Source organism: Parafrankia irregularis (assembly GCF_001536285.1).
Taxonomy (GTDB): Bacteria; Actinomycetota; Actinomycetes; order Frankiales; family Frankiaceae; genus Parafrankia; species Parafrankia irregularis.
In genome coordinates this window covers 1-24,811 of the sequence record NZ_FAOZ01000035.1, presented here as the reverse complement: position 1 = coordinate 24,811, position 24,811 = coordinate 1, and the positions used below count along the sequence as shown (strand labels likewise).

The following is a 24,811-nucleotide window of genomic DNA, read 5'->3' as shown; positions in this document are numbered from 1 at the left end:
GCCCCCACGCCCCGTTTGTCGGGCGGCCGGTCAGCCCCGGGCCCTGGCCGCCTGCTGGCTCGCCTCGGCCCAGCGGCGCAGGGTCTCCGCGGCGGCACCCGAGTCGATGGACTCGGCGGCGCGGCCGAGCTGGGCGGCGATCTGCTCGGTGACGGGCGCGTCGGTCGGGCCGGCCGCCGAGACCAGCGCCGCCGCCGCGGCGAGCAGGACGGCGTCGCGCACCGGCCCGATCTCCCCGCCGAGGACGGTGTGTACCACCGCCGCGTTGTACGTCGCGTCGGCGCCGCGCAGGGCGGTCGCGTCCGGGGGAGTGATGCCGAGGTCGCGTGGGTCGAAACGGTCGCGGCGTACCTGCGACCGGACCCCCGCCCCGATCTCGGCCCCGATCTCGGCGCCACCGGCTCCGGTGGGCCCGCCAGGCTCCCCGGGCCGGCCGGAGCCGCCCGAGCCGGCTGCGGCCGGCGTGGGTGCGTTCACGACCCAGACGGTGGACGCGGTGGCGGTGGTCAGCTCGTCCAGTCCGTCGTCACCGCGGAAGACCAGGCCCCGGGTGCCCCGGTCGGCCAGGACGTCCGCGACGATCGGGGCGAGGCGTGCGTCGGCGACGCCGATCGTCTGCGCGCCGGGCCGGCCCGGGTTCGCCAGCGGCCCGAGGATGTTGAACGCGGTCTGCACCCCCAGCTCCTTGCGGGTGCTCCCCACGTGCCGTATCGCCGGGTGGAAGACCGGGGCGAAGCAGAACGCGATTCCCGCCGCGGCCAGGCAGGCCTCGACACCGGCCGGTGGCAGGTCGATCACCACGCCGAGCTCGGCGAGGACGTCCGCCGAGCCGCTGGCCGAGGACGCGGCCCGGTTGCCGTGCTTGACGACGGTGACCCCGGCGCCGGCGGTGACGATCGCGGCCATGGTCGACAGGTTCACCGTGTTGGAGCGGTCACCGCCGGTGCCACAGGTGTCGACGGCCGCGGCCCGCAGCTCCTCGGCGAGGGGGAGCGGCTCGGCGATGCTCAGCATCGTGCGGACCAGTCCGCCGATCTCCTGGGCGGTCTCACCTTTCGCCCGCAGCGCGACGATGAAGCCCGCGACCTGGGCCGGGGTGGCCAGCCCGGCCATGATCTGCTCCATCGCCCACCCGGTCTGGTCGGCGGTGAGCGGCTGCCTGGCGAGCAGCATGCTGATCAGGTCCGGCCAGTTCTCGCTGGCCGCTGTGCTCGTCATGACGACTTCCGTCTGTGGGTGAGCCATTTCCATCTCACGAGGCTTGGTTGGGATACCGCAGGTTCGAGCCGACGATGGAAATGGCTCAGTCACGATGCGTGCTGGGGCTAGTGCGCCCGGGTGTTGACCACGGGCCGACGCGAGACCGTGCCGGCGGCCCGGGCCCGCAGCAGCCGGACGACCTCGTCGGTGAGCGTGCCGGGGTCGACGGGGTGGCCCACGACCCCGTCCGCCTGCGACCAGGTCGCGAGCCAGCGGTCGTCGCGCCGGGCGACGAGCAGCAGGGTGGGCGGGCAGTCGGCGACCTCGTTCTTGAGCTGCCGGGACAGCCCCATGCCGCCGGACGGGGTCGCCTCGGCGTCGAGGATGCAGAGGTCGGCCTCGCCGTGGTCGACGGCGTCGATGAGCGTCTCGGCGTCCGTCACCTCGACGAACTCGATCTCGTCGAGGTCGGCTGCGGGGCGACGCCCGACCGCGGCCAGGACGCGCTCTCGGACGTCCGGCTTGCTCGCGTAGACGAGGACGGTGCTCATGGCGTCCACGGGCCTTTCTGGCGGGCGACCGCTGTGGCGGCGATCGGGAGGCGACTGCCGGTACCGGCACTGCGTGGGCACCGGTTGCCGGCGTCGGACCTCGGACATCACGCCGAGACGCCCCGGCCGTGGTGTCACGGGTCTCACCATCCCGGTATCCGTCCCGAAGGCTATCTGTTCGTGGGCCCGCGGTCGCGCACCCCATCCGGCACCGGGGCCCCGGGGGCAGAACGGTACGGTCTTGGCCGTCCGGCGGACGTACTCGGTGGCGGGGGCGGATGGCCTGGAGTGGCCGGGCGATTCGGTCCGGTGAGGTTTGCCAGCAGGCCGCCCGAAGAGTGATACTGAGACTCGTTCTCAACGAGCCTTTTCTCTCGCGGACTCGGACTCGCGGCACCCGTGACCGTGCACCCCGAGAGAGGGAAAAGGGTCGACAGTTTGTCCCAGCGCCTGCCCGGGCGGTCCTCTCCTCCGGGGCTGTGCGCGGGCGGGCGCCAACCGATGACGGGCGTGATCCATGCCGGAGCGAACCGAACTACGCCTCACCCCCCAGCGCGGTGCCGTGCTGGAGGTGCTGAAGGCCGCCGACGACCATCCCACGGCGGCCGAGGTCTACGAGCGCGTGCGGGTCGCTGCCCCTGGGATCGGCAGCGCCACGGTGTACCGCGCGCTCGCGTTGCTGGTGGCGACCGGGCATGCCCTTGAACTGAGCCTCGGGGACGGCACGGCCGCCAGGTACGACGCCAACACCAGCCGGCACGACCATGCCGTGTGCGAGCGGTGCGGTCGGGCCGCGGATATCGACCATCCCGTCCCGGACGGGATGGTGGCCGAGATCGCGCGCCGGTCCGGCTTCACGATCACCGGGTACGACCTGCAGTTCCGAGGGCTGTGCCCGGATTGTCAGACCACCGGCGCGGGCCAGGACCCGGGCCGGTGGGCGTAACAGAACACCCGAATCCTGTAACTGGAGGAGTTTCGCATGCCGAAGCTTGAAGGCACCAAGACCCACGAGAACCTCAAGGAGGCCTTCGCCGGCGAGAGCCAGGCCAACCGTCGTTACCTGTACTTCGCGCGCCGGGCCGACATCGAGGGCCTGACCGACGCCTCCGCCCTCTTCCGTGACACCGCCGAGGGCGAGACGGGCCACGCGTTCGGGCACATGGACTTCCTCGCCGAGGTCGGCGACCCGGCCACGGGTGAGCCGGTCGGCACCACCGCGAAGAACCTCGCGAGCGCCGTCGCCGGAGAGACCTACGAGTTCACCGCGATGTACCCGGGCTTCGCGAAGACCGCCCGCGAGGAGGGCTTCGAGGAGATCGCCGACTGGTTCGCGACTCTCGCGCGCGCCGAGAAGACCCACGCCGGCCGCTTCAAGAAGGCCCTCGACGCGGTGACCGCCGAGGAGACCGCGGACGCCTGATCGGCGCCCGCGCCTGCTGGCGCATCCGCTCGTCGCACGGAAGGGGGCGGGCGTCGGACGTCCGTGTCCGCCCCCGGCCGGCGGCGATTCCGGTCCGCACGGTGGTTCCCTGTCCAGAGTCACACCGTCCAGGGCCACATGGCCACCCGCACACGCCCACCCGACGGGGCAGGAGGTAGCACGATGGCGTTCACCACCGCCGACATCACGACGGACCATCGGTCCTATGCGGCGTCACGCAGCGAGGCCCGGGCCCGGATGATCCCGATCCGCAGCGAACGGCGGGTCCGCGTCGGCGACATCCTGCTGTTCGAGTTCGAGAACGCCCAGACCCTGCAGTACCAGGTGCAGGAGATGGTCTACACCGAGCGGCTCAGCGCGCCGGGCGAGGTCGCCCACGAGATCGACGTCTACTCGCGGCTGCTGCCCTCCAGCCATGTCCTCACCGCCACGATGTTCATCGAGCTCAACCAGCTCGACGCCGTGCGCGACGAGCTGCGCCGCCTGGACGGTGTCCAGCGCCGGATCTCGCTGGAGATCGGCGGCGTCACCGTGCCCGCGGTCGAGATCCCGGGCATCGACGAGGACCCGAACTCCCCGAGCGAGACCGTCTCGGTGCACATGTTCCGGTTCCCGCTCACGGACGAGACCAGGGACGCCTTCCGCGATCCCGAGGTCCCCGCCGAGCTCGTGGTCGACCACCCGGCCTACAGCGACTCGACACCCATCACCGGTGCCACCCGCCGCAGCCTGATCGCGGACCTCGCGCTGCCCAGCAGCTGACCTGGCGCTGCCCGGCCGCGGACCTGGCGCTGCGCAGCAGCTGACCTGGCATTACCGAGCCGCGGACCGGTCCGCTGACCGCTCCGCGGCCGGCCAGACCTTCGTGGCGGCGCCGGCGCGGTCGCCCGTTCATCCCGGCCCGGGCCGGGTATGCGAGTCAGGACAGACTCGTTCCCGGCCCGAGGGGAGCGGCTTCGTGACCGATGACCACGCCCGCCGCGATGATGACTTCAGCCAGCGCATCAACTACTTCAGCCAGCCCGGCGTGCCCGGCCACGGCGTGACGACGCGGGCCGGTGAGGCGCTGCACCGGCTGGCCCGCGATGAGGACGACTCCGCCGCGCTGGGCGCCCTCGCCACCTCCGACGTCCTCGTGCCGGACCTCAGTGACCCCGGGCGGGACAACGGCGACGCCCGGGTGGTGAAGCTCCCGGTCGCCGAGCAGCCGGACGGCAGCCAGTTCGTGCCGACGTTCACCTCGGAGCAGCGGCTCACCGACGCCCTGCCCGGGGTCGGCCGGTACCGGCGGGTGCCGCTTGCGGCCCTGCTGCGGATGTGGCCCTCCGACGATCTCATGCTCGCCGTCGACCCGGGTGCGGACGAGGGGATCACGTTCCCCGCGGAGGGCATCCGGGCGCTCGTCGCACTCGCGGACTGAGCCGTCCGGGCCACCGTCGGCGCGCCGCGGCGCCACGGGTGAGGGACACAACAACTGGCGGGTCCCAAACCGGGCGCAAGGTGTGCGCGACACCTCATCACGTGCCAGAACCTGCGTATTAGCAGGCCTTTCGAGCGTGCTGCGCGCAGTTTTCGATCTTCGACGGGCGGCTTCGGCGCGTCATCGACGCCCTGTAGTCCTACCGATTGTCGAACCTACGGTGGCGCGTGCGGCGTCACATGCCAGAATGACCGTCGTGGCCTCAGCCCCTGTCCTCGAGAAGGCTCCTCCAGCGCACCCGGCGGCCAACCGTCCCTCGATGGTCTCGGTCGGCACAGTGGTGTGGCTGTCGTCGGAGCTGATGTTCTTCGCGGCGCTGTTCGCGATGTACTACACGATCCGCTCGGTCAACAGCGGCAACTGGCCGCCGGTCACCGGCGACCCGGCCGGGTCCGAGATCGGCCCTGTGCACCTGCACGTCCCGTATGCACTCTTCTTCACGGTGATCCTGGTCCTGTCCAGCGTCACCTGCCAGCTGGGAGTCTTCGCCGCCGAGCGCGGCGACGTCTTCGGGCTGCGCCGCTGGTACCTCATCTCCCTGCTGATGGGAATCGTCTTCGTCGGCGGGCAGGCCTGGGAGTACTTCAAGGAGAACGAGTTCACCCTGGCGTCGCACGGCTACGGGTCGGTGTACTACCTGACCACCGGGTTCCACGGGCTGCACGTGATCGGTGGGCTGGTCGCCTTCGTTCTGGTGCTGGCCAGGTCGACCTACGGGCGCTTCACGCCTGAGAAGGCGACGTCAGCCATCGTCGTGTCGTACTACTGGCACTTCGTCGACGTCGTCTGGATCGCCCTGTTCGCCACCATCTACCTCCTCCAGTGAGCGACATGACCACATCCAAGGCATCCGAATCCGCGGCGTCGTCGTCCGCGGGCGCGACCGGCAGACCCCGGCTCGTCTCGGCCAGGTTCGGTCGACGCTCCCGGTCCGCCTCCGCGCGCCGCCGTCGGCGGTCGTCGTCCATCGTCCTGCTCTTCGGCCTGCTGGCCACGGGGGTGCTGTGGACGGTGCTCGCTCCCGGTGGCAACGCGGCGGACACTGCGAGCGCGAACGAGGCCGTGCGCCAGGGCAAGCTCCTCTACTCGCAGGGCTGCGCGACCTGCCACGGCCTGAACGCCCAGGGTTCCACCGAGGGCCCGAGCCTGATCGGCGTGGGCGCGGCCGCGGTGGACTTCCAGGTGTCGACCGGGCGCATGCCGCTCGCCGCGCCCGCCGCGCAGGCCGACCGCAAGGACCCGCTCTACTCGCAGACGCAGATCGACCAGCTTGCGGCCTACATCCAGTCGCTCGGCGGTGGCCCTGAGAAGCCCAACCTGACGGATGAGGACCTCAACGACGCCGATCTCGCCGAAGGCGGCGAGCTGTTCCTGACGAACTGCGCGCAGTGCCACCAGGCCGCCGGCGCCGGTGCGCCGCTGACCTACGGCAAGTTCGCGCCGTCGCTCAGCCAGGCCACCCCCGACCAGGTCGTCGAGGCGATGCGGACCGGCCCGGAGTCCATGCCGGTGTTCGGGTCCGGTCAGATCACCGATGAGGAGGCCGTCGCGGTCGCCGCGTACGTCCGCCACCTCCAGGACTCACCGGCTCCCGGTGGTTCGTCGCTCGGCAAGTACGGCCCCGTCCCCGAGGGCCTGGTCGCGATCGTGATCGGTCTGGGCGCGCTGCTCGGCGTCTGCCTCTGGATCGGCGCGAGGCAGAAGCTGTGAGCGCGAACCAGGGCCCGACCGGGCCGGAGTCCGGTGCCGATGCCGGCGGCGAGCTGCCACCAGACTCGCCGCAGCGTCGTATGCACTACGCCGGCTATCAGGGAGAGTCGGCCGACAAATCAGACCAGGACTCGATGAGCAGCGTTTTCAAGCGGACGAAGCACCCGGTCGACACGTCCGGGCGTCCCAAGGACCCCGCCGACCCCCGAGCCGGTGGCCCGGACGTCTCCTCCGGGGGACATGACGGCCCCGAGGTGCTCGGCACACCCCCGCACCCGACCGACTCCTCCAGTGCCCCGGAGACGTCGGTCATGCGACCCGGCGGTACCGCCACCGCGACGGTGCAGGGCGAGGGCGGTGGCGGCGGCGGGGGGATCACTCCCCGCGCGCCGCACTCCGCGGAGTACGACCGGCGTGCCTCGCGGCGCGCCGAGCGGCTCATCGCCTTCTGGTTCACCATCTCGATCGTCGGCACCGTCGGTTTCATCGTCACCAACTTCGTCGGTGACAAGCACGAGCAGTACTACACGCCCGCCATGGGTACGGCGCTCGGGCTCGCGATCGGCGGCCTCGGGGTCGGCATGATCCTGTGGGCCAAGCGCCTCATGCCGCACGAGCACGCGGTCCAGGAGCGGCACGAGTTCACCTCCTCGCAGGAGGAGATCGCCCTCACCGAGGAGGAGGTCGCCCTCGGCTTCGCCGACTCCGGCCTCGCCAAGTACCCGCTGCTGCGGCGCAGCCTGCTGGCGGCCGGGACGATCCTCGGTGGTCTGGTCGTCGTGCCGCTGCTGAACCTGACCAACAGCAAGCCCGGCAAGAAGCTCGACCACACCCACTGGGTCAAGGGCGCCCGTCTGGTCAACCTGCAGGGTCGCTACGTCAAGATCGGTGACATCGCGATCGGCGGTATCGAGACGGTGCTCCCGGCCATCCCGGTGAAGGAGGCCGACGGCAGCATCTCCTACGAGCCCAAGCTGGACGTCCACACCAAGGCGGACAGCACCACGATCCTCATCCGTCTCGAGCCCGGCGTGAACAAGCCGCGCCCGGGCCGCGAGGACTGGGCCGTGGACGGGCACGTCGCCTACTCGAAGATCTGCACCCACGCCGGGTGCCCCGTCAGCCTCTACGAGCAGCAGACCCACCACCTGCTGTGCCCCTGCCACCAGTCGGTGTTCAACGTGCCGGACGGGTGCCGGGCGATCTTCGGGCCGGCGAGCCGCTCGCTGCCGCAGCTCGCCATCGCGGTGGATGACGAGGGCTACTTCATCGCCCGCAACGGCGACTACACCGAGCCCGTCGGCGCCGCGTTCTGGGAGCGCTCATGACCACCGCATCCGCACCCACGCCGAAGTTCCAGAAGCGGCCCACGCCGGCACGCGCGGTCAACCGGGCCATCGACGAGCGGTTCGGGACCCAGAGCGCGATCCGCCGGAACTTCAACAAGGTGTTCCCGGACCACTGGTCCTTCCTCATCGGTGAGATCGCGCTCTACAGCTTCGTCGTCCTGCTGCTCACCGGTATCTACCTGACCCTCTTCTTCGACCCGTCGAACGTCGAGGTCATCTACAACGGCTCGTACGTCCCGCTCAAGGGCGTCGAGATGAGCCGGGCGTACGCGTCGACGCTGGACATCAGCTTCGACACCCGCGCCGGGCTGGTGTTCCGCCAGATCCACCACTGGGCGGCCCTGGTCTTCGTCGCGTCGATCATCGCGCACATGATGCGGGTGTTCTTCACCGGCGCCTACCGCAAGCCGCGCGAGGTCAACTGGCTGATCGGCATCGGCCTGCTGGCGCTGGGCCTGGTCGAGGGCTTCGCCGGCTACTCGCTGCCGGACGACCTGCTCTCCGGCACCGGTCTGCGGATCGCGGCCTCGATCGCCCAGTCCATCCCGGTCATCGGGACCTGGACGTCGTTCCTGGTGTTCAACGGGGAGTTCCCGGGTGAGAACTTCATCCCGCGGCTCTACGTGGTGCACATCCTGCTCGTGCCCGGCATTCTGCTCGCGCTGATCGGCGCGCACATGGGCATCCTGTGGCACCAGAAGCACACCGACTTCCCCGGCCCGGGCAAGACCGAGCACAACGTGGTCGGTCACCGGGTCTTCCCGGTCTTCGCGGTGAAGTCCGGTGGCTTCTTCATGCTGACCTTCGCGGTGCTCGCGCTGCTCGGCGGTCTCGCCCAGATCAACCCGATCTGGACGTTCGGGCCGTACGACCCGGCCAAGGTCAGCTCGGCGTCCCAGCCCGACTGGTACATCGGCTTCCTGGACGGATCGACCCGGCTCATGCCGCCGTGGGAGTTCCGCGGGCTCGGGCACACGATTCCGGCGGTCCTGTGGCCGACGGCGGTGCTGCCCGGCATCCTGTTCACGCTGGCGGCGCTCTGGCCGTTCCTGGAGACGAAGTTCACCGGGGACAAGGAGTCGCACAACCTGCTGCAGCGCCCGCGGGAGGCTCCGACCCGCACCGCGATCGGTGCGATGAGCCTCAGCTTCTACCTGGTGCTGTGGATCTCCGGTGGTAACGACATCATCGCCCACACGTTCAGCATCTCGCTGAACACGATGACCTGGGCGGGCCGGATCGGGCTCATCGTGGTCCCGCCGATCGCCTATGTCGTCACCAAGAAGCTGTGCATCTCGCTGAACGAGCGGGATCACGAGATCGACCACCACGGCATCGAGACCGGCATCATCCGCCAGCTCGCCAACGGCGAGTTCGTGGAGGACCACCGGCCGAAGCCGCCGCCGGTCTCGGACTACCCGCAGGTTCCGACGGACCGGATCCCGGTGGCGATCGGGGCCGGCGAGGGCGAGCACGGCAAGGGCCTGGTGCGCCGCGCCGGCGCGGCCGTCGGTGGCTTCTTCACCGAGGAGTCCGAGAAGCCGGCGGCTCCGGGCACGGGTTCCCACGGGGGCGGTGGCCAGACCAAGCACTGACCGCCGCGTATCGCGGAGCTCCGCGCACCGTTCGCGCGCGGAGCTCCGGCGCCTGGAGGAGCCGAAGACCCGCCGAGGCCTGCGAAGGGCCGCCCCACGTCGCTGACGAGGGGCGGCCCTTCGTCATGTCGGGGACTGCTTCCGCGTGGGCGCCGCCGTGGCCGGTGGTCAGGTCGCGTACCGCAGCGCGGCGCGGATCGCCCCCCGCGCCGGCCAGCTCCATTCCCCCTCCAGGCGGACCAGCCGGACGCCCGGCGCGGCGAGCCAGCGCCCGATCCGCTCGGTCTCCTCCACCAGGGCACACGGCGTCGGCCCCGGCACGGGGCGAACAGTCTCCGCGGTCGAGACGACCGCGTCGACCCAGGGCCTCGGGTCCACCCCACGTGCCACCGTCGCCGCGGAGACGAGCCTGCCGTGGCGGATCACCGAGAGATCCCACCCGGCGTCGGCGGTCGGCGCCGCGGCGACCATCTCCGGGATGCCGGTCAACGCGGCGAGGCGCTGCCGGCGCGCGGCGGTGCGCAGATAGCCCGCGAGGCGGTCGCGGACCTCGGCGGCCTGCTCATACCGCTGCTCGGCCGCCAGCCGCGCGATGTGCGCCTCCAGCGCCTCCTGGACGGCTCCCGGATCACCGCTCATCGCCTCCCGGGCGGCGCCCACCACCTCGGCGTACTCCGCGACACCCTGCCGGCCGTCGCAGGGCGCCCCGCACCGGCCCAGCTCGGCCAGCGCACAGGCGGCCGTCGGCCGGCTCGGTGACAGCCGGGTCGAGCACTGGCGCAGCGGCACCGCCGCCAGCAGGGCGATCTCGGCCTCCTGCGCGGCCTGGGTGCTGCCGAAAGGGCCCAGGTAGGTCACACCGTCGCCGACGGAGCGCACCCGGGACAGCCGGGGGAACGGCTCCTCGGTGAGGCGCAGGTAGACCGCCCGCTCCGGATGGCGGGACCGGCGGTTGAACGGCGGCTTGTGCTCGGCGATCAGCCGGAGCTCGCGCACCTCGGCCTCCAGCGCGTGCGCGCACCCGATCGCGTCCACCCGCTCGGCGAGCGCGACCATCTGGGCCATCCGGCTGCGCGGCTCACTGGCGGTGAAATAGGTCCGCACCCTGGAGCGCACCGACCGGGACGTACCGACGTAGAGCGGGCGGTCGGCACCGTCGCGGAACACGTAGACGCCGGGGCCGGTCGGCAGGTCGTCGGCGAGGTGGCGCTTGCGCCGCTGGGCGGGGGAGACCCGCGCGCTGTACTCCCGCACGTCCTCCAGCGTGGTGACGCCGAGATTGCCCAGCCGCTCGAACAGCCCGTGCAGGACGGCGACGGTGGCCCGGGCGTCGGCCAGGGCCCGGTGGTTCGGCTCGGTCGGGCTGCCGAACAGCGTGGCCAGCGATGCCAGCCGGCAGTTCGGGGCTTCGTCCCGGGTCACCACCCGGCGTGCGATGAGCACCGTGTCGAGGTGCTCCCAGGCCGGGACGGGATAGCCGCACGCCTGCGCCGCCGCGCGCAGGAAGCCGAGGTCGAACGCGGCGTTGTGGGCGACGAGCACCGCCCCGCGGGAGAACTCCAGGAAGGTCGGCACGACCTCGTCGAGGGTCGGCGCCGTGGCCAGCATGCTGTCGGTGATCCCGGTGAGCACCGACACCACCGCGGGGATCGGCGTGGACGCCCGGACCAGGGACGACATCTCGCCCAGGACCTGCCCGCCGCGGACCTTCACCGCGCCGATCTCGGTGATCTCGGATGTCGCCGGGGAACCACCGGTGGTCTCCAGGTCGACGACGACGAAGGTCAGGTCGGCCAGCGGGCGGCCGAGCTCAGCGAGACTCGCCTGGCGCGGAGCTGCACCGGAACGGGCGGGAACAGGGCACACGGGCACACCCTAGGCGGCGGGTACGACAGCTCTCGCCAGGGCCCGTCCCGGGCATCGGGTCGGGCATCGGGGGAGGGGGCGGCACCGGCCTCAGGAGAACGGGCGGGCGAACGCCGTGGGCCCGGCGTTCATCACGCGGAACTCGTTGCCCTCCGGATCGCGCAGCACGTAGCCGGTCTCGCCGTGCGACTCGTACCGGGACAGCTTGCGGGCCCCCAGCGTGGCCAGCCAGCCGACGACCCGCTCGGCGTCGGCGGCGAACAGCTCCAGGTGCAGGCGGTTGGGGTCCTCGTCCGGCACTGCGCCGTGCTCGTCGCGCCGGCCACCGCGGCGCCCCGGCCAGCGCACGGACCGTTGCCTGGCCCGCTGCCGGAGCAGGAGCTTGGGCCCGGCTCCCGCGGGGTGGTGCAGCAGGGCGGCGTCGCGTGCCTGCTCCGACACCTCGTAGCCCAGGGCCGCGGACCAGAAACGGACCATAGTGCCCACATCGCTACAGTCGACACTGATTCGACCGACCTTGATGCCGTTCGTCTCAAACCTGGCCACCTGAAGCATCATTCCGCATGGCCGGGCAAGTTGGTGCACCAGTGGGGATCCGGCGTGTCCTACTCGTGAGTACAGTGTGCGCATTCTCCGTTTTGTTACAAAAGTGCAATTCGATAGCTGTTGTCGTGTCGCGACGAGCGTGCGGTGGCGGCGATCTCGGTAGGGTCCCGCTATGGCCAGTGTCTTCACCCGGATCATCAACGGCGAGCTGCCCGGTCGCATCGTCTACTCGGACGAGGTCTCGGTCGCCTTCCTCTCGATCGCACCGATCCGCCCCGGTCACACGCTCGTGGTGCCCCGGCTGGAGATTGACCACTGGATCGACCTGCCCGACGATGTGGTGCGGTCCGTGTGGTCCGCCGCGGCCACGATCGGGCGGGCGATGGACGCGGCGTTCAAGCCGCGCCGGGTGGCCGCGATCCTCGCGGGCCTGGAGGTTCCGCACACCCACGTGCACCTGATCCCCATCGAGTCGGAGGCGCAGCTGAGCTTCGCGCTCGCCGACCGGGACCCCGACCCGGCCGTGATGGACGACGCGGCCGAGCGGCTGCGCGCGGCGCTCGCGGCGCAGGGCCACAGCCAGACCTGATCATCCGCCAGCTCGGAAACACTGCGGCTCAGGGGGCAGTCCGCCGAGCCTGCGTGGGTGTTCGGTGCGTCGTGCTGAACCGGCGGTGGAGTCCGGGTGGGAGGCGGTCGTCCTGCCCGGCAGTCCCGGTGGCCCGGTTTGGCGAGTCGCAAGAGCGGAGGGTTTTGGTCGTTCCAACGACCAAAACCCTCACTTCTCGCGGGTCGCCAGGCGAACTCTCGCCCGTTTCATCCCTCTTGAGAGGAAAAGCGGGTGGCTCGGCAACAGCCTCGGCCCCGGCTCGGCGGCAGCCCCAGCCTCGGCGGCAGCCCCAGCCTCGGCGGCCGAGTCGGCGCACCGACGGTGGAGCCGGTGCGCCGACGGTCAGGTCAGGGTCAGAGCTGGAACTTCGCGGGCTGTACCGCGAACAGCGGCTCCCAGTTGAGCGTGAAGTGGCCGAGGGGCGCGTCGATGAGCACGAACCCGGTGACCTTCTGTCCGGCCTTGACGTTGCTGGTGTAGAGCTTGGGCACGAGCGAGCTGAACTCACCGTCGTACCGGCTGCCGTCCGTGGTCTGGATGTAGAAGTCGTCGGGAGCGGCCGAGATGTCGCCCGCGCTGACCTCCACGGTCACGTTCAGGACGTAGAAGGCTCCCTGGACCGGCGGGTCGCCGTACTCCTCGACCCTCGCCGTCGAGGTGCAGACCGAGTTCAGCGTGGCCTTGGCGTCGAAGGTGCTGTACGAGGACGTGCCCTTGCCGGTGACCGACGACGAGCCACCCAGCCCGGCCACGCCCGCGGGCGGGTTGGCGGGGGTGAGCGGCGTGCAGCCTGCGGGCGCCGACGCCTGCGGGGCGGCGGCACCGCCCGCGGGCGGTGCGGTACCCGGCGCGGCTCCACCGCCGGGAGCCGCGGCACCGCTCGCCCCGAGGCTGGGCAGCGTGACCGTGGCGGGAGTGGACGCCGCGACGGTCTGGTCGGAGTCATCGTCGCCGCCCCCGGCGGCGAAGGCGATGACCAGGCCCAGAACGACCGCGGCGACAACCGCCAGCGGAACGATGATCACCGCGGGGTTGCGTCGCCGCGGAGCCGGAGTGGGTCCTGCGGGCTGGGGCCACTGTCCCGGCTGCTCCTGGAACTGCCCGGGCCCCGGCGGGCCCTGCGGTGGGTAGCCCTGGTAGTTGGCCTGCGCGTACTGGTCGGGCGCGCCGGAGAAGCCGGCCGGTGGGTACTGGCCGGGCTGCCCCTGGTAGTCGGCCGGAGGGTACTGACCGGGGTAGCCGCCGGGCTGCGGCCAGCCGCTGGCCGGCACGCCCTGCTGTGCCTGCCCGCCGGGCTGCTGCCAGCCGGTGGCGGGCGGTGCCTGATGGCCCCAGGGCGTGTCAGTGCTCTGCGGTGGCCACTGCTGCTGTGGCTGCGAATGCCCAGCACCCGGCCACGAGCTTTCCGGCGTGGGACCGGCTGCCGGCGGCGCCCCCCAGGCGCCGGCGGGCGGCGGCGACGGCCAGCCGCCCTCCTGACCGGGAGCCGGGGTGCCACCTCCCCACTGCGGCACCGGCGCGGGCGGAGGTGTCGCACCGGCGTTGGCCGGCGGGCTTCCAGCGCCTGCCGGCTGTTGCCACGAGGTGCTGGGAGCCCGCTGGGTCTCCTGGTTGTCCAGCCCGGGCGCAGGCTGGCCGGATGGGTTCTGGTCGGTCACACAGGTCCTCTCGACGGCCGCCGTCGCGCGTCCAACGAGGCGGAGCACAAATAACCACGGCGAGGTTACATAAGACGTATATCGACGCGGACAATGGCCCTCTTTTCAGCCCTTAGTGGTCTTGGTGAAGCTGTTGCTGCTCCGGTCGGGACGCGGAGGGACCGCGCTCGGCGCACTCTGGACGCACAATGCCGCCCGTTTTCTGGTCGGACTCGTCGCTGTTTGCGTCTGGCACGTTGCGTTCACGGCCGGCCCCATTGCTGATCGCCGCGCACTGTTGTTCCTGGACGCCGTTCGGTGAGGGGTGTCGTTCGGTACGTGTTCCCGCGGCGCGGGTGGACGTCGATCCGGGTGGGCAGGCAGGTCACAGGGTGGGCGGGGAGGCCGGGGCGGGCAGGTAGGTCAGGGTGGACGGGCAGGCGAGGGTGGGCGGGCAGGGAACACCGTGGGTCCGGTCGCGGCCGGTTCGGTCATGGCCGGGTGAGCGCGGAGATACCGGCAGCGGCCGGGCGATCTCATGCGTCGGGGAGGCGTGGGTGCACCGACCGATACTCTGGACCGTCGCTGTCGTCGTTCGTTCCGGAGTCCCCGTGCCCGTGGAATCGCCTCGCGCGTCAGACCGGCTGCGGGTGGTCGGCGTCTCGACCCGTGGCGTGTCTGAGCCGGGGGGCCTGCGGCGATTCGTGCTGGTTTCTTCTTCGGTCGGAGACGTCAGACAATCCCGGCGAGCCGGAGCTGTCGGATGAACGACACACTCCCCGCGGATGTGCGAGCGCAGGTCGTCGCCTACGCCGCCGACACGCTGGCCGACCTCGCGGAGTCGGTCGTCCCGCCCAGCCTGCTCGCCGTGCGCCGCTTCAAACCGTCACGACGAGCCCGTCTCGGTGCCGTGCCGCTGGCCTCCGCGATGGAGAACGACGCCCATTTCCGGGGCCGGGTGGCGGACTGGGTGCGTCGGACGAACCCGGACCTCGTCGCCGCTGTGACCGCCCCGGACGGTCCGCCGCCGGCCGCGCCGCCCGCTCAGGTCGCGGCCATCGCCTACATCCTGCGGACCGCGGAGTGGGCGGTGCTCGTCGAGGAGGCGGCCCGATCCTCGGCGCAGGAGGTCACCTCGGCGCGGATCGACGCGGCGGCGCAGGAGATCCGCCGCCTCGAGGAACAGATCGAGGCCGTCCGGCGGCTGGCGCGTGCCGAGCAGGAGCAGCTGCGGGGCCAGCTCGAGCAGGCCCGGGCGGACGTGGAGGAGGGCCGTCGCCGCCTGCGGGCCTCCGCCGATCGGGTGCGGCGGGCCGAGGTCACGGCGCGGGAGATCAGCCTGGCCGCGGAGGCGGCACGGGACGCCGCGTTGCAGACCGCCCGGGAGGCCGAGGCCGAGGCGAGGCGGCTGCGGGCGAAGGTCGCTGATCTGGAGGCCGCGGCTTCCGCGACCCGCCGCGACAACCGGGAGTCGCGCAGCATGGACGAGGCACGGTTGCGGGTGCTGCTCGACACGCTGATGGCCGCGGCGAACGGTGTCCGGCGGGAGCTTTCGCTGCCGACGACCGTCGCGCGGCCCGCCGACCTGCTCGTGCGCTCCGAGAGCGGCGGGCGGGCCTTCGACCCGTTCTCCGGCGTCGGCGGGCGGGGACGCGCCGAGGACGACCCCACCATCATCGACGACGTCCTCGCGGTTCCAGGCCTGCATCTGATCATCGACGGGTACAACGTCACCAAGCGCGGCTACGGCAGCCTGACGTTGCAGGCGCAGCGGGCGCGGCTGCTGGCCGGTCTCGGGGCGCTCGCGGGCCGGTCGCCGGACACGGAGGTGACGGTCGTCTTCGACGCGACGGCTGTCCTCGCCCGCCCGGTCGGCGTGGCCATGCCGCGCGGCGTGCGGGTTGTGTTCAGCCAGGCCGGCGAGCTCGCCGACGACGAGATCCGGCGTCTCGTGCGGGCTGAGCCGCAGGGCCGCCCGGTCGCGGTCGTGACGTCCGATCGCGAGGTAGCGGACAACTGCGGGGCTCTGGGAGCGCGCACGGTCTCCTCGGACGCCCTGCTCTCCCGCCTGGACCGCTGACGCCGCCGAGAACCGTCGCCGGAAACCGCCGCCGAAAACTGTCGTACCCCCGCTCTAGCGTGACACCTGTCGAACTGGTGTCCGATTTCGGCGTGGCCGCGAGGCCGGTGCGGGCCGGCCGGTGCGCGGCCGCCGCCGTGAGGGCGAGAGGTGAGCGCGATGCTGATCGACTGCGACACGTGCACAGCGCAGAAGGCCGCCTGTGAGGGCTGTGTGATGACCTTTCTGCTGGCCACGCCGAGCGGAGCGCCGGAGTGGGATGACGACGAGCGCCGGGCGCTGGAGGTGCTGGCCGCCGGCGGCCTGATTCGCATGCCGCGCGGATTCGAGGCGGCCTGATCCGTTCCGGGCGTGTCACCCCGCGGTCGTCCGGTTTCTGGCTGATGTCCGCCGCGGTGCGGCGGGCAGGTCAACAGTCCGAACGGCAGCGATCCGTGTGCGGATGGATGCCTGGTGTCGTCGGCCTGGGTGAAGTTCGGACGCCGGATGAGAACTAGCGCGTCCCACGCGGCCCCTGGCACGGGTGATGCGGGAGCATGACCGCGTGCGGGTGCTCACGGTGACCAACGATTTTCCGCCGCGTCCGGGCGGAATCCAGGCGTATGTGCACAACTTCGCCTCGCGCCTTCCGTCGGACGAGGTCGTCGTGTACGCACCGGCCTGGCGCGGAGCCGCCGAGTTCGACGCGGCGGCGCCCTTCCCCGTCATCCGGCATCCGACGTCCCTGATGTTGCCCACACCGGATGTGCTGCGCCGGGCCCGGGAGATCGCCCGGGCCGAGAAGTGCGACACCCTGTGGTTCGGTGCGGCCGCGCCGCTCGGCCTGCTGGGCTCCCGGCTGCGTCGCGAGATCGACGCCCGGCGGGTGGTCGCGAGCACCCACGGCCACGAGGTGGGCTGGGCGGCGTTGCCCGGGCCGCGGCAGTTACTGCGGCGGATCGGGTCGACCACCGACGTCGTCACCTATCTCACCGACTACACCCGGGCGCGCCTCGCGCCGGCCCTCGGTGCGCGCCCTGACCTGGCCAGGCTGCCCAGCGGGGTTGATCCCGCGCTGTTCCGCCCGGGTGAGGGCCGGGACGAGATCCGCCGCCGCTACCAGCTCGACGGTCGTCCGGTGGTCGTGTGCGTGAGCCGGCTGGTGCCTCGCAAGGGTCAGGACATGCTGATCAGGGCGCTGCCGGCGTTGCGTCGCCGGGTCCCGGGCACCGCGCTGCTGCTCGTCGGTGGCGGGCCGTACCGGCAGGAGCTCGCCCGGCTCATCCGTGAGAACGACGTGGCCGACCATGTGGTGCTGACCGGTTCGGTGCCCTGGGAGGAGCTGCCGGCCCACTACGCGGCCGGCGACGTGTTCGCGATGCCGTGCCGCAACCGGCGGGCCGGGCTGGAGGTCGAGGGGCTGGGCATCGTCTACCTGGAGGCGTCGGCGACGGGCCTGCCGGTCGTCGCCGGGCGCAGTGGGGGTGCCCCCGACGCGGTTCTCGACCAGCGCACCGGAGTCGTCGTCGACGGCCAGGACCTGCGCGGGCTGGTCCGCGCGGTCGGTGATCTCCTGGCCGACCCGGACCGGGCCCGGTCGATGGGCACGGCGGGGCGTGCGTGGGTCGAGTTGCGCTGGCGATGGGACGTCCTGGCGAGCCAGCTGCATGAGCTGCTGCTCGCCTGAACAGGCGTTCCGCCCGGCCGAGCCCACCGCCCGCCCGGCCGAGCCCACCGCCCGGTCGGTCGGTCGGCCCGGCCGGGCGGCCGGGCGGTCGTGCGGCGTCAGGTGGTGACGCGGGGGGTCGCGTAGATGGCTTCCACCGTGTCCGCGAAGCGCTCCATCACCACGTTGCGCTTCACCTTGAGGCTGGGGGTCAGCTCGCCGCTGGCGATGGTGAAGTCATACGGGAGGATCACGAACTTCTTGATCGCCTCGGCGTGGGAGACCGTGGCGTTCGCGGCGTCCACGGCCTGCTGGATCTCGGCCACCAGCGTGGGGTCGTTCGCGAGGTCGCTGGGGGTGGTGGTCGCCGGGCGCCCGTTGGCCTTGAGCCAGGTGGCGAACGCCTCGGGGTCCAGGGTGATGAGGGCGGCGATGAACGGCCGCTGGTCGCCGACGAGCATCGCCTGCCCGACCAGCGGGTGCTGGCCGATCCGCTGCTCCAGCGGCGCCGGGGCGACGTTCTTGCCGCCGGCGGTCACCAGGATCTCCTTCTTCCGGCCGGTGATCCGCAGATGCCCCGTCTCGTCGAGCGAGCCGAGGTCACCGGTGCGCAGGAAGCCGTCGGAGTCCAGGGCCTCCTTGCCTGCGGTCTCGTTGTTGCGGTAGCCGCTGAGCACCAGGTCGCCGCGCAGCAGCACTTCGCCGTCGTCGGCGATGCGGACCGTGACCCCGGGCAGCGGGAGGCCCACGGTGCCGATCTTCAGTGACTCCGGCCGGTTCACCGTGGCCGCGGCGGTGGACTCGGTCAGGCCGTAGCCCTCCAGGATGAGGAAGCCGATGCCGCGGAAGAAGTGGCAGAGGTGGACGTTCAGCGGAGCCCCGCCGCTGATCCCGTGGGTGATGTTGCCGCCCAGCGCGGCCCGCAGCTTGCTGTAGACGAGCCGGCTGAACACCGCGTGCTTCAGCCGCAGTGGCAGGCCCGGGCCGCCCTGGTCGAGGGCGCGGCTGTAGGCGACCGCGGTGGCCTCGGCCGCGTCGAAGATGCGGCCCTTTCCATCGGCGTGCGCCTTCGCCCGGGCTCCGGCGTACACCTTCTCGAAGACTCTCGGCACCGCGAGGATGAAGGTCGGCTGGACCTTGGCGAGGTCGGCCAGCAGTGTGTTGGTGTCCGGTGTGTAGGCGATGCAGCGGGCGTTGTTGATGATCGTGCACTGCATGGTGCGGGCGAGCACGTGCGCCAACGGCAGGAACATCAGCGTCGACGCGTCCTCGGTGAAGTGGTTCGGCATCGCCTCCGCGCTGGCCAGGGCGTTGAACAGCAGCGCGCGGTGCGACAGCTCGCAGCCCTTGGGCCGGCCGGTGGTGCCCGAGGTGTAGATGACCGTGGCGATGCTGTCCGCCGTGACGTCGGAGCGCGCCGCCGCGAGCTCCTCGGCACCGACCCCGGTGCCCGCCCCGGCCTCGCCCAGGGTGTCGAGGGCGCCCTGGTCGAGGACCAGGACCTCCCGTAGGGCGGGCAGCCGGTCGCGGACCTCGGCCACCAGTGCCGCGTGCTCGTCGGACTCGACCACGGCGAGCACGGTCCCCGAGTCGGACATGATCCATTCGATCTGCGCCGCGCTCGAGGTCTCGTAGATCGGCACGGTGATGCCACCCGCCGCCCACACCGCGTAGTCGAGGACCGTCCACTCGTACCGGGTGCGGCTCATGATCGCGAAGCGGTCGCCGGGCTGCAGGCCGCGGGCGACGAGCCCGGCGGCGGTGCGTACGACCAGATCGCGGAACTCGCTCGCGGTCATGTCGACGTAGGCGTCGTTGACCTTGTGCCTGACGATGACCTTGTTCGGGACGCGCTGCGCGTTGGTGAAGATCGCGTCGCTCAGCGTCAGGTCGTCCGCCACGGTGACCTGGGCGGGGGAGGCGTACTCGCGCACGGGAGCTCCTCAGGATGACGGGGCCGTCCGGTGGGGGTGTCGGAGGCCGGTGGTCAAGCCCGTGGTCGGGCCGGGGCAGGTGTGCTGGGCAGGTGCGACGGGCCCGGCGACGGGGCGGGGCCGCCGGTGGGGAAGTTGAAGGGTGGCTGTCATCTTTGTGACGACAGCGGGTCAAGTGACGTTAGCCTGTGAGTCGCGCCACGGCGAGCAGCCTCAATTCCCCGGTTGCGATTTCCCCGGTTACGCCGAGCGGCCCGGTTCGGGCGCCGACGTCACGTCGCGCCACGGGCTGACGGTTGGTGCGGGAAAGTGTCCCTGACCTAAGCTCTCTGAGGTGCGGGTGCATGTGGTGAGCGACGTCCACGGGCGGTCGGACGCGATCCCGGGCGCCGCCGTGGGTGCCGACGCCTTCATCTGCCTCGGCGATCTGATCCTGTTCATCGACTACCGGGATCACAGCCGCGGGATCATGGGCGACCTCTTCGGCGCCGAGGCGGTGCGCCGGATGATCGAGCTGCGGACCGAGCAGCGGTTCGACGAGGCGCGGGAATGGTCCCGCAAACTGTGGGCGAGTGTCGACGGCAACCGGTCGGCCGTTGTGGAAGCCGCCATCCGGCGCCAGTACGCCGCCATGTTCGCCGCCTTCCCGACGCCGACCTACCTCACCTACGGCAACGTGGACCTGCCGGAGCTCTACCCCGACTTCCTGCGTGACGGGGTGACCCTGCTGGATGGCCAGACCGTCGAGATCGGCGGCCTGACCTTCGGTTTCGTCGGCGGCGGCCTACGGACGCCGATGAACACCCCGTTCGAGATCGACGACGACGCCTACGCGGCGAAGGTGGCCGCCGTGGGGGCGGTGGACGTCCTGTGCTGCCACATCCCGCCGCATGTCCCCGAACTGGTCTACGACACCGTCGCCGAGCGTTTCGAGCGTGGCAGCAAGGCCGTGCTGGAGGCGATCCACGCGACGCGGCCGCGGTATGTGCTGTTCGGGCACGTACACCAGCCGCTGGTCGCGGAGCTGGAAATCGGCACCACCCGCTGTGTGAACGTGGGCCACTTCAACGCGCGGGGCACGCCGTACGTCCTCGAGTGGTAGGCCACCCGGCGCGGCGCCGGGATTCCGGTAGCCTCAACGATCGATCGGGCATTCGTCCTGTGCCCTGCGGCGCGGGTCAGTAGCCACCGCCGGTCACAGCGTGCGGCCTCGCGACCGGCCCGCTGTCTCCGCCGGGGCGATGAGATGTGGAGGTGCGGACGGCTTATGGCGGATCACGCGCAGTCGTCGATCGTCATCGATGCCCGGCCGGCTGTCGTCATGGGGGCCATCGCGGACATCGCCGCCTACCCGACCTGGGTGGGGCAGATCGAGGAGGCCGAGATCCTCGCGGTGGGGCCGGAAGGCCGTCCGCAGCAGGCCCGGTTCCGGATCAACGCGGTCGTGGTGAAGGACGAGTTCGTCAACGAGTACGTCTGGAAGGGCGACGAGCAGGTCAGCTGGAGCCTCGTCTCCGGCCAGACGATGTCCGCCCAGGACGGCGGCTACACCCTGCGTGATCTCGGCGACGGTCGCACCGAGGTGACCTACGAGCTCACGGTGGAGCTGAAGGTCAAGATCCCCGGCATTCTGCGGCGCAAGGTCCAGACCGGCATCGTCGACGCGGCGCTGAAGGACCTGAAGAAGCACGTCGAGAAGCTCGCGGAGAGCTGACCACCGGTGCGGTGTGTGCTCCTTACGGGCAAGGGCGGGGGCGGGACCACGACGGTCGCCGCGGCGACCGCCACCCTCGCGGCCCAGCGCGGCTATCGGACTCTCGTCGTCTCCGTGGACCCGGCCGCCGGCCTCGCCGGTGTCCTGGACCATCCGCTGGGGCCGGCCGAGGTCGAGCTCGAATCCGGGCTGTTCGCCCTCCAGACCGATCTGCGGCACGCGTTCGCCGAGCGGTGGCCGCGGGTCCGCGCGCTGATCGCCGCCGGGCTGCCCGACTCCGGCCTCGACCTCGACCCGCTTGAGGTTGAGGAGCTCCTGCGGCTGCCCGGTGCCCTGGAGGCGCTGACGCTGCTGGAGCTGCGCGACCGGATCAGGGCCGACCGCTATGACGTCGTCGTCGTCGACGCGGGGCCGGCGAGCGCCGCCCTGCGGCTGCTCGCCAGCCCGGAGACGCTCGCCTGGGGCTGCCGGCGGCTGGGCCCGCCCGACGGGGCGCTCGCCCGCTGGATGCGACCGGGGCTGCCGCTGCCCGTGCCGCTGTCGGGCCGGTTCGTCGGGCGCCTCGCCGCCATGGCCGGGCCCGCCTACGAGGCTGTCTCCGGGTTGGCGGCGCTCGCACACGAGATGCGCGCCCTGCTCGCGGACCCGGCGGTGACCAGCGTGCGGCTCGTGCTGACTCCCGAGACGTCCGCGCTCGCGCAGACCCGTCGCACCCTGGGCGGGCTGTCCCTGCATGGCATCGGGGTGGACGCGGTGATCGTGAACCGGGTGATCGGCCAGGACGGTGGCGACGCGTGGCGGGCGGGATGGGCGGCGGCGCACCGCGACCAGCTCGCCGAGATCGCGGAGCTGGTCGCCCCGCTGCCGGTGCTGGCCGCGGCCTACCGGGCCGGTGAGCCGCTCGGGCTTGAGGAGCTGGCGGCGTTCGGCGCCGCGGCCTACGACGGGCGGGACCCGGCCGCTGTGCTCGGCACGCACCGCGGCGAGGACGGTGCCACCCCACGGGTGGAACGCACCGAGTCCGGCTACGAGATGTCGTTCGAGCTGCCGTTCGTCCACCGGTCGGAGGTGGATCTCGCCCGCGTCGGGGACGATCTCGTCGTCAGCGTCGGATCGGATCGCCGGCATGTCTCGTTGCCGGCCGCGCTGCGCCGGTGCGACGTCCTCGGCGCTCACCTCGCCGAGGACAGGCTGACGGTGTCGTTCGTGCCCGACCCGGCACAGTGGGTCCGCGCGTGAGCGAGTCGACGCTGCGCGGCCCCGCGGGCGCGGGTGCCCGCCCGGGTTCGGGTGGCTCAGCGGGCGAACCCGCGGGTGAGCGGCCCGGTGCCGGTCCGGGCGAGGGAAGCGCGCGAGAGGTTGTCGGCTCGCTCGCGCAGGAGGCCGCCCTGTTGGCGGCGGCGGTCCAGAAATGGATGGCCGCGGACCGCGATCCCCGCGCGCAGGACGGACCCCGCCCGCCGGAGGACGCCTCCGAGGTTGCCGCCGAGCCTGACCAAGGCGCGGAGCCTGACCAAGGCGCGGAGGCCGGCCCGGGCGCGAAGGCGGGCTCGGGCGCGGGACCGGGCTCCGCGCCGGCCGGCCATGAGTGGCCGTGCTGTGTGTGCCCGGTCTGTCGGCTCCTGGCCGGTCTGCGCGGCGAGCACGCCGAGGTCGCGGAGGTCGCCGGCCACCTGCTCTCCGCCGCGACGTCGCTCGGTGCCGCCGTCCGTGCGGCCTGGGGGGCCTGGAATGCTGATCACCGTGACGAACCGGCCGAGAGCCGGACGACAGCGACATCCCAGCCAACATCCCAGGGGTCGGCCCGACCCCGCGTGCAGAAGATAAATGTGAGGTGAGCGCCCAGTGACCACCGGGTCGGCGGCCGCCCCCATGGGGGACAGGGACCTGGCGATCGGGGTGGACATCGGCGGGACCAAGGTCGCCGCCGGTGTCATCGACGCCCAGGGGACGGTGCTGGCCTCCACGCGGCGACCGACCCCGAGCCATGATCCGGTCGAGGTCGCCGAAGTCGTCGTCGAACTGGTGGCCGAGCTGCGGCAGAGCTTCGAGATCCGCGCGGTCGGTGTCGGCGCCGCGGGCTGGATCGACCGGGATCGCTCCACCGTGCTCTTCGCGCCCAACCTGGCGTGGCGGGACGAGCCGCTGCGGCAGGTGCTGGCGGACCGTGTCGGCCTGCCCGTGGTGGTCGAGAACGACGCGAACGCCATGGCCTGGGCCGAGTACCGCTTCGGCGCGGGCCGCGGCCATTCCGACCTGGTCTGCGTCACGGTCGGGACGGGCATCGGCGGTGGCATCGTCCTGAACGGGCTGCTGCACCGTGGCGCGTTCGGGATCGGCGCGGAGATGGGCCACATGCAGATGGTTCCCGGTGGCCACGAGTGCGGCTGCGGGAACACCGGTTGCTGGGAGCAGTACGCCAGCGGCCGGGCGGTCGTCCGGGCGGCTCGTGAGATCGCGGCGGAGTCGCCCGAGGCGGCTCTGCGGATGCTGGGCGGGCGCCAGGCAGCGGACCTGACCGGCCCGGATGTCACGGCCGCCGCGCAGCAGGGTGACCCGGCCGCGCTGGCATGCCTGGAGCAGGTCGGTCACTGGCTCGGCCAGGGTCTCGCGAACCTGGCCGCCGTCCTTGATCCGAGCCGCTTCGTCGTCGGCGGTGGCGTCTCGGACGCGGGCGAGCTGCTGGTCGGCCCGGCACGCACCCGGTTCCGCTCGGTGCTGTCCGGCCGCGGTCACCGGCCGGAGGCCGACGTGGTGGTCGCCACGCTCGGCTCCGCCGCCGGCATCGTCGGCGCCGCCGACCTCGCCCGAAGCTAGCTACGCGACGGTTGCGTGGTCCTGGAGGAGTACGAAGAGGGATTCGCCGAGGTTGAGCCGGCCGCCGTCGCGGGTGGTGACGGCGTCTGGTGCGACGTGCCCGGTGTCGTCGGCGAGGGCGGTGGTGGGGTGTTCCCCGGGTGTGACGGGTGGTGCGGGGGTGAGGGTGCGGCCGTCGGGGAGCAGCGCGGTGGTGGTGCCGTCGGGGGTTCTGCGGAGCACGATGCCTTCCTCGTGGAGGTGGCGGTGGTGGGTGCCGCAGAGGAGGACGAGGTTGTCGAGGTCGGTGCGGCCGCCGTTGGCCCAGCCGGTGAGGTGGTGGATGTTCAGCCATCGGGTGTGGTCGCAGCCCGGGTACTGACAGGTGCCGTGGTCACGGGCGTGGACGGCGGTGCGTAGCCGGCTGGTGGGGAAGCGGTGGCGGCGACCGAGGGCCAGTGGGTTGCCGTGCGGGTCGACGAGCAGGGCTTGGACGAGGCTGTCGCAGCCGAGGCGTCGCAGGACCGTCGGGGGCAGGGCGGCCGGGGTGGTGCTGCCGGTCGCGGTGGTGTCTGGCCGTAGGTCGGTGGGCTGCAGGTGCAGGACGAGGGTGTGGGTGGGGTGGAGGAGCCCGGGGGCGCCGTGGTGCAGGAA

Annotated in this window: 24 protein-coding genes; 17 read left to right on the top strand and 7 right to left on the bottom strand. The window is 72.0% G+C overall.

Going from position 1 to position 24,811, the window contains the following annotated elements; all coding sequences use genetic code 11:
* Positions 1 to 30: 30 nt before the first annotated feature.
* The gene (trpD, locus tag AWX74_RS32750; protein WP_091284627.1) at positions 31 to 1,218 is read right to left on the bottom strand and encodes an anthranilate phosphoribosyltransferase; all 1,188 of its coding nucleotides are present in this window, start codon (positions 1,216 to 1,218) and stop codon (positions 31 to 33) included.
* A gap of 107 nt (positions 1,219 to 1,325) precedes the next feature.
* A complete protein-coding gene (locus AWX74_RS32745; protein ID WP_091284705.1) occupies positions 1,326 to 1,751 on the bottom strand; it encodes a response regulator transcription factor in 426 nt (141 codons plus the stop codon).
* 517 nt (positions 1,752 to 2,268) lie between these two features.
* On the opposite strand from AWX74_RS32745, the gene AWX74_RS32740 reads away from it, so the two are divergent.
* The 8 genes from AWX74_RS32740 (at position 2,269) to qcrB (ending at position 9,329) form a co-directional block, all read left to right on the top strand.
* Positions 2,269 to 2,697 carry a Fur family transcriptional regulator gene (locus AWX74_RS32740; protein WP_006543965.1) on the top strand — a complete coding sequence of 143 codons (429 nt, stop codon included), beginning with the start codon at positions 2,269 to 2,271 and terminating at the stop codon, positions 2,695 to 2,697.
* Between the two features lie 36 nt (positions 2,698 to 2,733).
* Positions 2,734 to 3,174 (top strand): rubrerythrin family protein, encoded by a 441-nt coding sequence (locus tag AWX74_RS32735; protein WP_006543966.1) that lies wholly within the window; start codon positions 2,734 to 2,736, stop codon positions 3,172 to 3,174.
* A gap of 183 nt (positions 3,175 to 3,357) precedes the next feature.
* Positions 3,358 to 3,957, top strand: coding sequence for a DUF3501 family protein (locus tag AWX74_RS32730; protein ID WP_091284624.1), 600 nt, complete (start codon positions 3,358 to 3,360; stop codon positions 3,955 to 3,957).
* Between the two features lie 196 nt (positions 3,958 to 4,153).
* A complete protein-coding gene (locus AWX74_RS32725; RefSeq protein ID WP_242666522.1) occupies positions 4,154 to 4,615 on the top strand; it encodes an SseB family protein in 462 nt (153 codons plus the stop codon).
* 247 nt (positions 4,616 to 4,862) lie between these two features.
* The gene (gene ctaE, locus AWX74_RS32720; RefSeq protein WP_006543969.1) at positions 4,863 to 5,501 is read left to right on the top strand and encodes an aa3-type cytochrome oxidase subunit III; all 639 of its coding nucleotides are present in this window, start codon (positions 4,863 to 4,865) and stop codon (positions 5,499 to 5,501) included.
* A 5-nt stretch (positions 5,502 to 5,506) separates the two neighbouring features.
* Complete coding sequence (qcrC, locus tag AWX74_RS32715) at positions 5,507 to 6,385, top strand: cytochrome bc1 complex diheme cytochrome c subunit (protein ID WP_076825285.1); 879 nt, start codon at positions 5,507 to 5,509, stop codon at positions 6,383 to 6,385.
* Complete coding sequence (gene qcrA / locus AWX74_RS32710; RefSeq protein ID WP_091284622.1) at positions 6,382 to 7,713, top strand: cytochrome bc1 complex Rieske iron-sulfur subunit; 1,332 nt, start codon at positions 6,382 to 6,384, stop codon at positions 7,711 to 7,713. The genes qcrC and qcrA overlap by 4 nt, the downstream gene beginning before the upstream one ends.
* Positions 7,710 to 9,329 (top strand): cytochrome bc1 complex cytochrome b subunit, encoded by a 1,620-nt coding sequence (gene qcrB, locus AWX74_RS32705; protein WP_091284620.1) that lies wholly within the window; start codon positions 7,710 to 7,712, stop codon positions 9,327 to 9,329. The genes qcrA and qcrB overlap by 4 nt, the downstream gene beginning before the upstream one ends.
* A 168-nt stretch (positions 9,330 to 9,497) precedes the next feature.
* On the opposite strand, the gene AWX74_RS32700 is transcribed toward qcrB, so the two are convergent.
* Positions 9,498 to 11,195, bottom strand: coding sequence for a DEDD exonuclease domain-containing protein (locus AWX74_RS32700; protein WP_091284618.1), 1,698 nt, complete (start codon positions 11,193 to 11,195; stop codon positions 9,498 to 9,500).
* A 90-nt stretch (positions 11,196 to 11,285) separates the two neighbouring features.
* Positions 11,286 to 11,753 carry a VOC family protein gene (locus AWX74_RS32695; protein WP_091284616.1) on the bottom strand — a complete coding sequence of 156 codons (468 nt, stop codon included), beginning with the start codon at positions 11,751 to 11,753 and terminating at the stop codon, positions 11,286 to 11,288.
* Between the two features lie 160 nt (positions 11,754 to 11,913).
* Here AWX74_RS32695 and AWX74_RS32690 point away from each other — a divergent pair, with 160 nt between their 5' ends.
* On the top strand, positions 11,914 to 12,330 hold the full coding sequence (locus AWX74_RS32690; RefSeq protein ID WP_091284614.1) for an HIT family protein: 417 nt from the start codon (positions 11,914 to 11,916) through the stop codon (positions 12,328 to 12,330).
* Positions 12,331 to 12,704: 374 nt separating this feature from the next.
* Here the strand turns inward: AWX74_RS32690 and AWX74_RS32685 are convergent, their stop codons facing one another.
* The gene (locus AWX74_RS32685) at positions 12,705 to 14,009 is read right to left on the bottom strand and encodes a DUF4352 domain-containing protein (RefSeq protein WP_091284612.1); all 1,305 of its coding nucleotides are present in this window, start codon (positions 14,007 to 14,009) and stop codon (positions 12,705 to 12,707) included.
* Positions 14,010 to 14,751: 742 nt separating this feature from the next.
* On the opposite strand from AWX74_RS32685, the gene AWX74_RS32675 reads away from it, so the two are divergent.
* From AWX74_RS32675 to AWX74_RS32665, 3 genes are all read left to right on the top strand, one after another.
* Entirely contained in the window at positions 14,752 to 16,068 is a 1,317-nt protein-coding gene (locus tag AWX74_RS32675; protein ID WP_091284609.1) for an NYN domain-containing protein, read from the top strand.
* Positions 16,069 to 16,227: 159 nt separating this feature from the next.
* A complete protein-coding gene (locus tag AWX74_RS32670) occupies positions 16,228 to 16,407 on the top strand; it encodes a hypothetical protein (RefSeq protein WP_091284607.1) in 180 nt (59 codons plus the stop codon).
* A gap of 205 nt (positions 16,408 to 16,612) precedes the next feature.
* Positions 16,613 to 17,734 carry a glycosyltransferase family 4 protein gene (locus tag AWX74_RS32665; RefSeq protein ID WP_091284701.1) on the top strand — a complete coding sequence of 374 codons (1,122 nt, stop codon included), beginning with the start codon at positions 16,613 to 16,615 and terminating at the stop codon, positions 17,732 to 17,734.
* 98 nt (positions 17,735 to 17,832) lie between these two features.
* On the opposite strand, the gene AWX74_RS32660 is transcribed toward AWX74_RS32665, so the two are convergent.
* The gene (locus AWX74_RS32660; RefSeq protein ID WP_091284606.1) at positions 17,833 to 19,647 is read right to left on the bottom strand and encodes an AMP-dependent synthetase/ligase; all 1,815 of its coding nucleotides are present in this window, start codon (positions 19,645 to 19,647) and stop codon (positions 17,833 to 17,835) included.
* A gap of 334 nt (positions 19,648 to 19,981) precedes the next feature.
* Here AWX74_RS32660 and AWX74_RS32655 point away from each other — a divergent pair, with 334 nt between their 5' ends.
* The 5 genes from AWX74_RS32655 (at position 19,982) to AWX74_RS32635 (ending at position 24,178) form a co-directional block, all read left to right on the top strand.
* On the top strand, positions 19,982 to 20,749 hold the full coding sequence (locus tag AWX74_RS32655) for a metallophosphoesterase family protein (protein ID WP_035956038.1): 768 nt from the start codon (positions 19,982 to 19,984) through the stop codon (positions 20,747 to 20,749).
* 165 nt (positions 20,750 to 20,914) lie between these two features.
* Positions 20,915 to 21,361 carry an SRPBCC family protein gene (locus AWX74_RS32650; protein ID WP_054566710.1) on the top strand — a complete coding sequence of 149 codons (447 nt, stop codon included), beginning with the start codon at positions 20,915 to 20,917 and terminating at the stop codon, positions 21,359 to 21,361.
* Positions 21,362 to 21,367: 6 nt separating this feature from the next.
* Positions 21,368 to 22,600 (top strand): ArsA family ATPase, encoded by a 1,233-nt coding sequence (locus AWX74_RS32645; protein ID WP_278184673.1) that lies wholly within the window; start codon positions 21,368 to 21,370, stop codon positions 22,598 to 22,600.
* Complete coding sequence (locus AWX74_RS39650) at positions 22,597 to 23,199, top strand: hypothetical protein (protein WP_131799600.1); 603 nt, start codon at positions 22,597 to 22,599, stop codon at positions 23,197 to 23,199. The genes AWX74_RS32645 and AWX74_RS39650 overlap by 4 nt, the downstream gene beginning before the upstream one ends.
* Before the next feature lie 7 nt (positions 23,200 to 23,206).
* Positions 23,207 to 24,178, top strand: coding sequence for an ROK family glucokinase (locus AWX74_RS32635; protein WP_091284600.1), 972 nt, complete (start codon positions 23,207 to 23,209; stop codon positions 24,176 to 24,178).
* On the opposite strand, the gene AWX74_RS32630 is transcribed toward AWX74_RS32635, so the two are convergent.
* On the bottom strand, positions 24,179 to 24,811 hold a 633-nt coding region (locus tag AWX74_RS32630), incomplete at its 5' end, for an HNH endonuclease (RefSeq protein ID WP_131799599.1).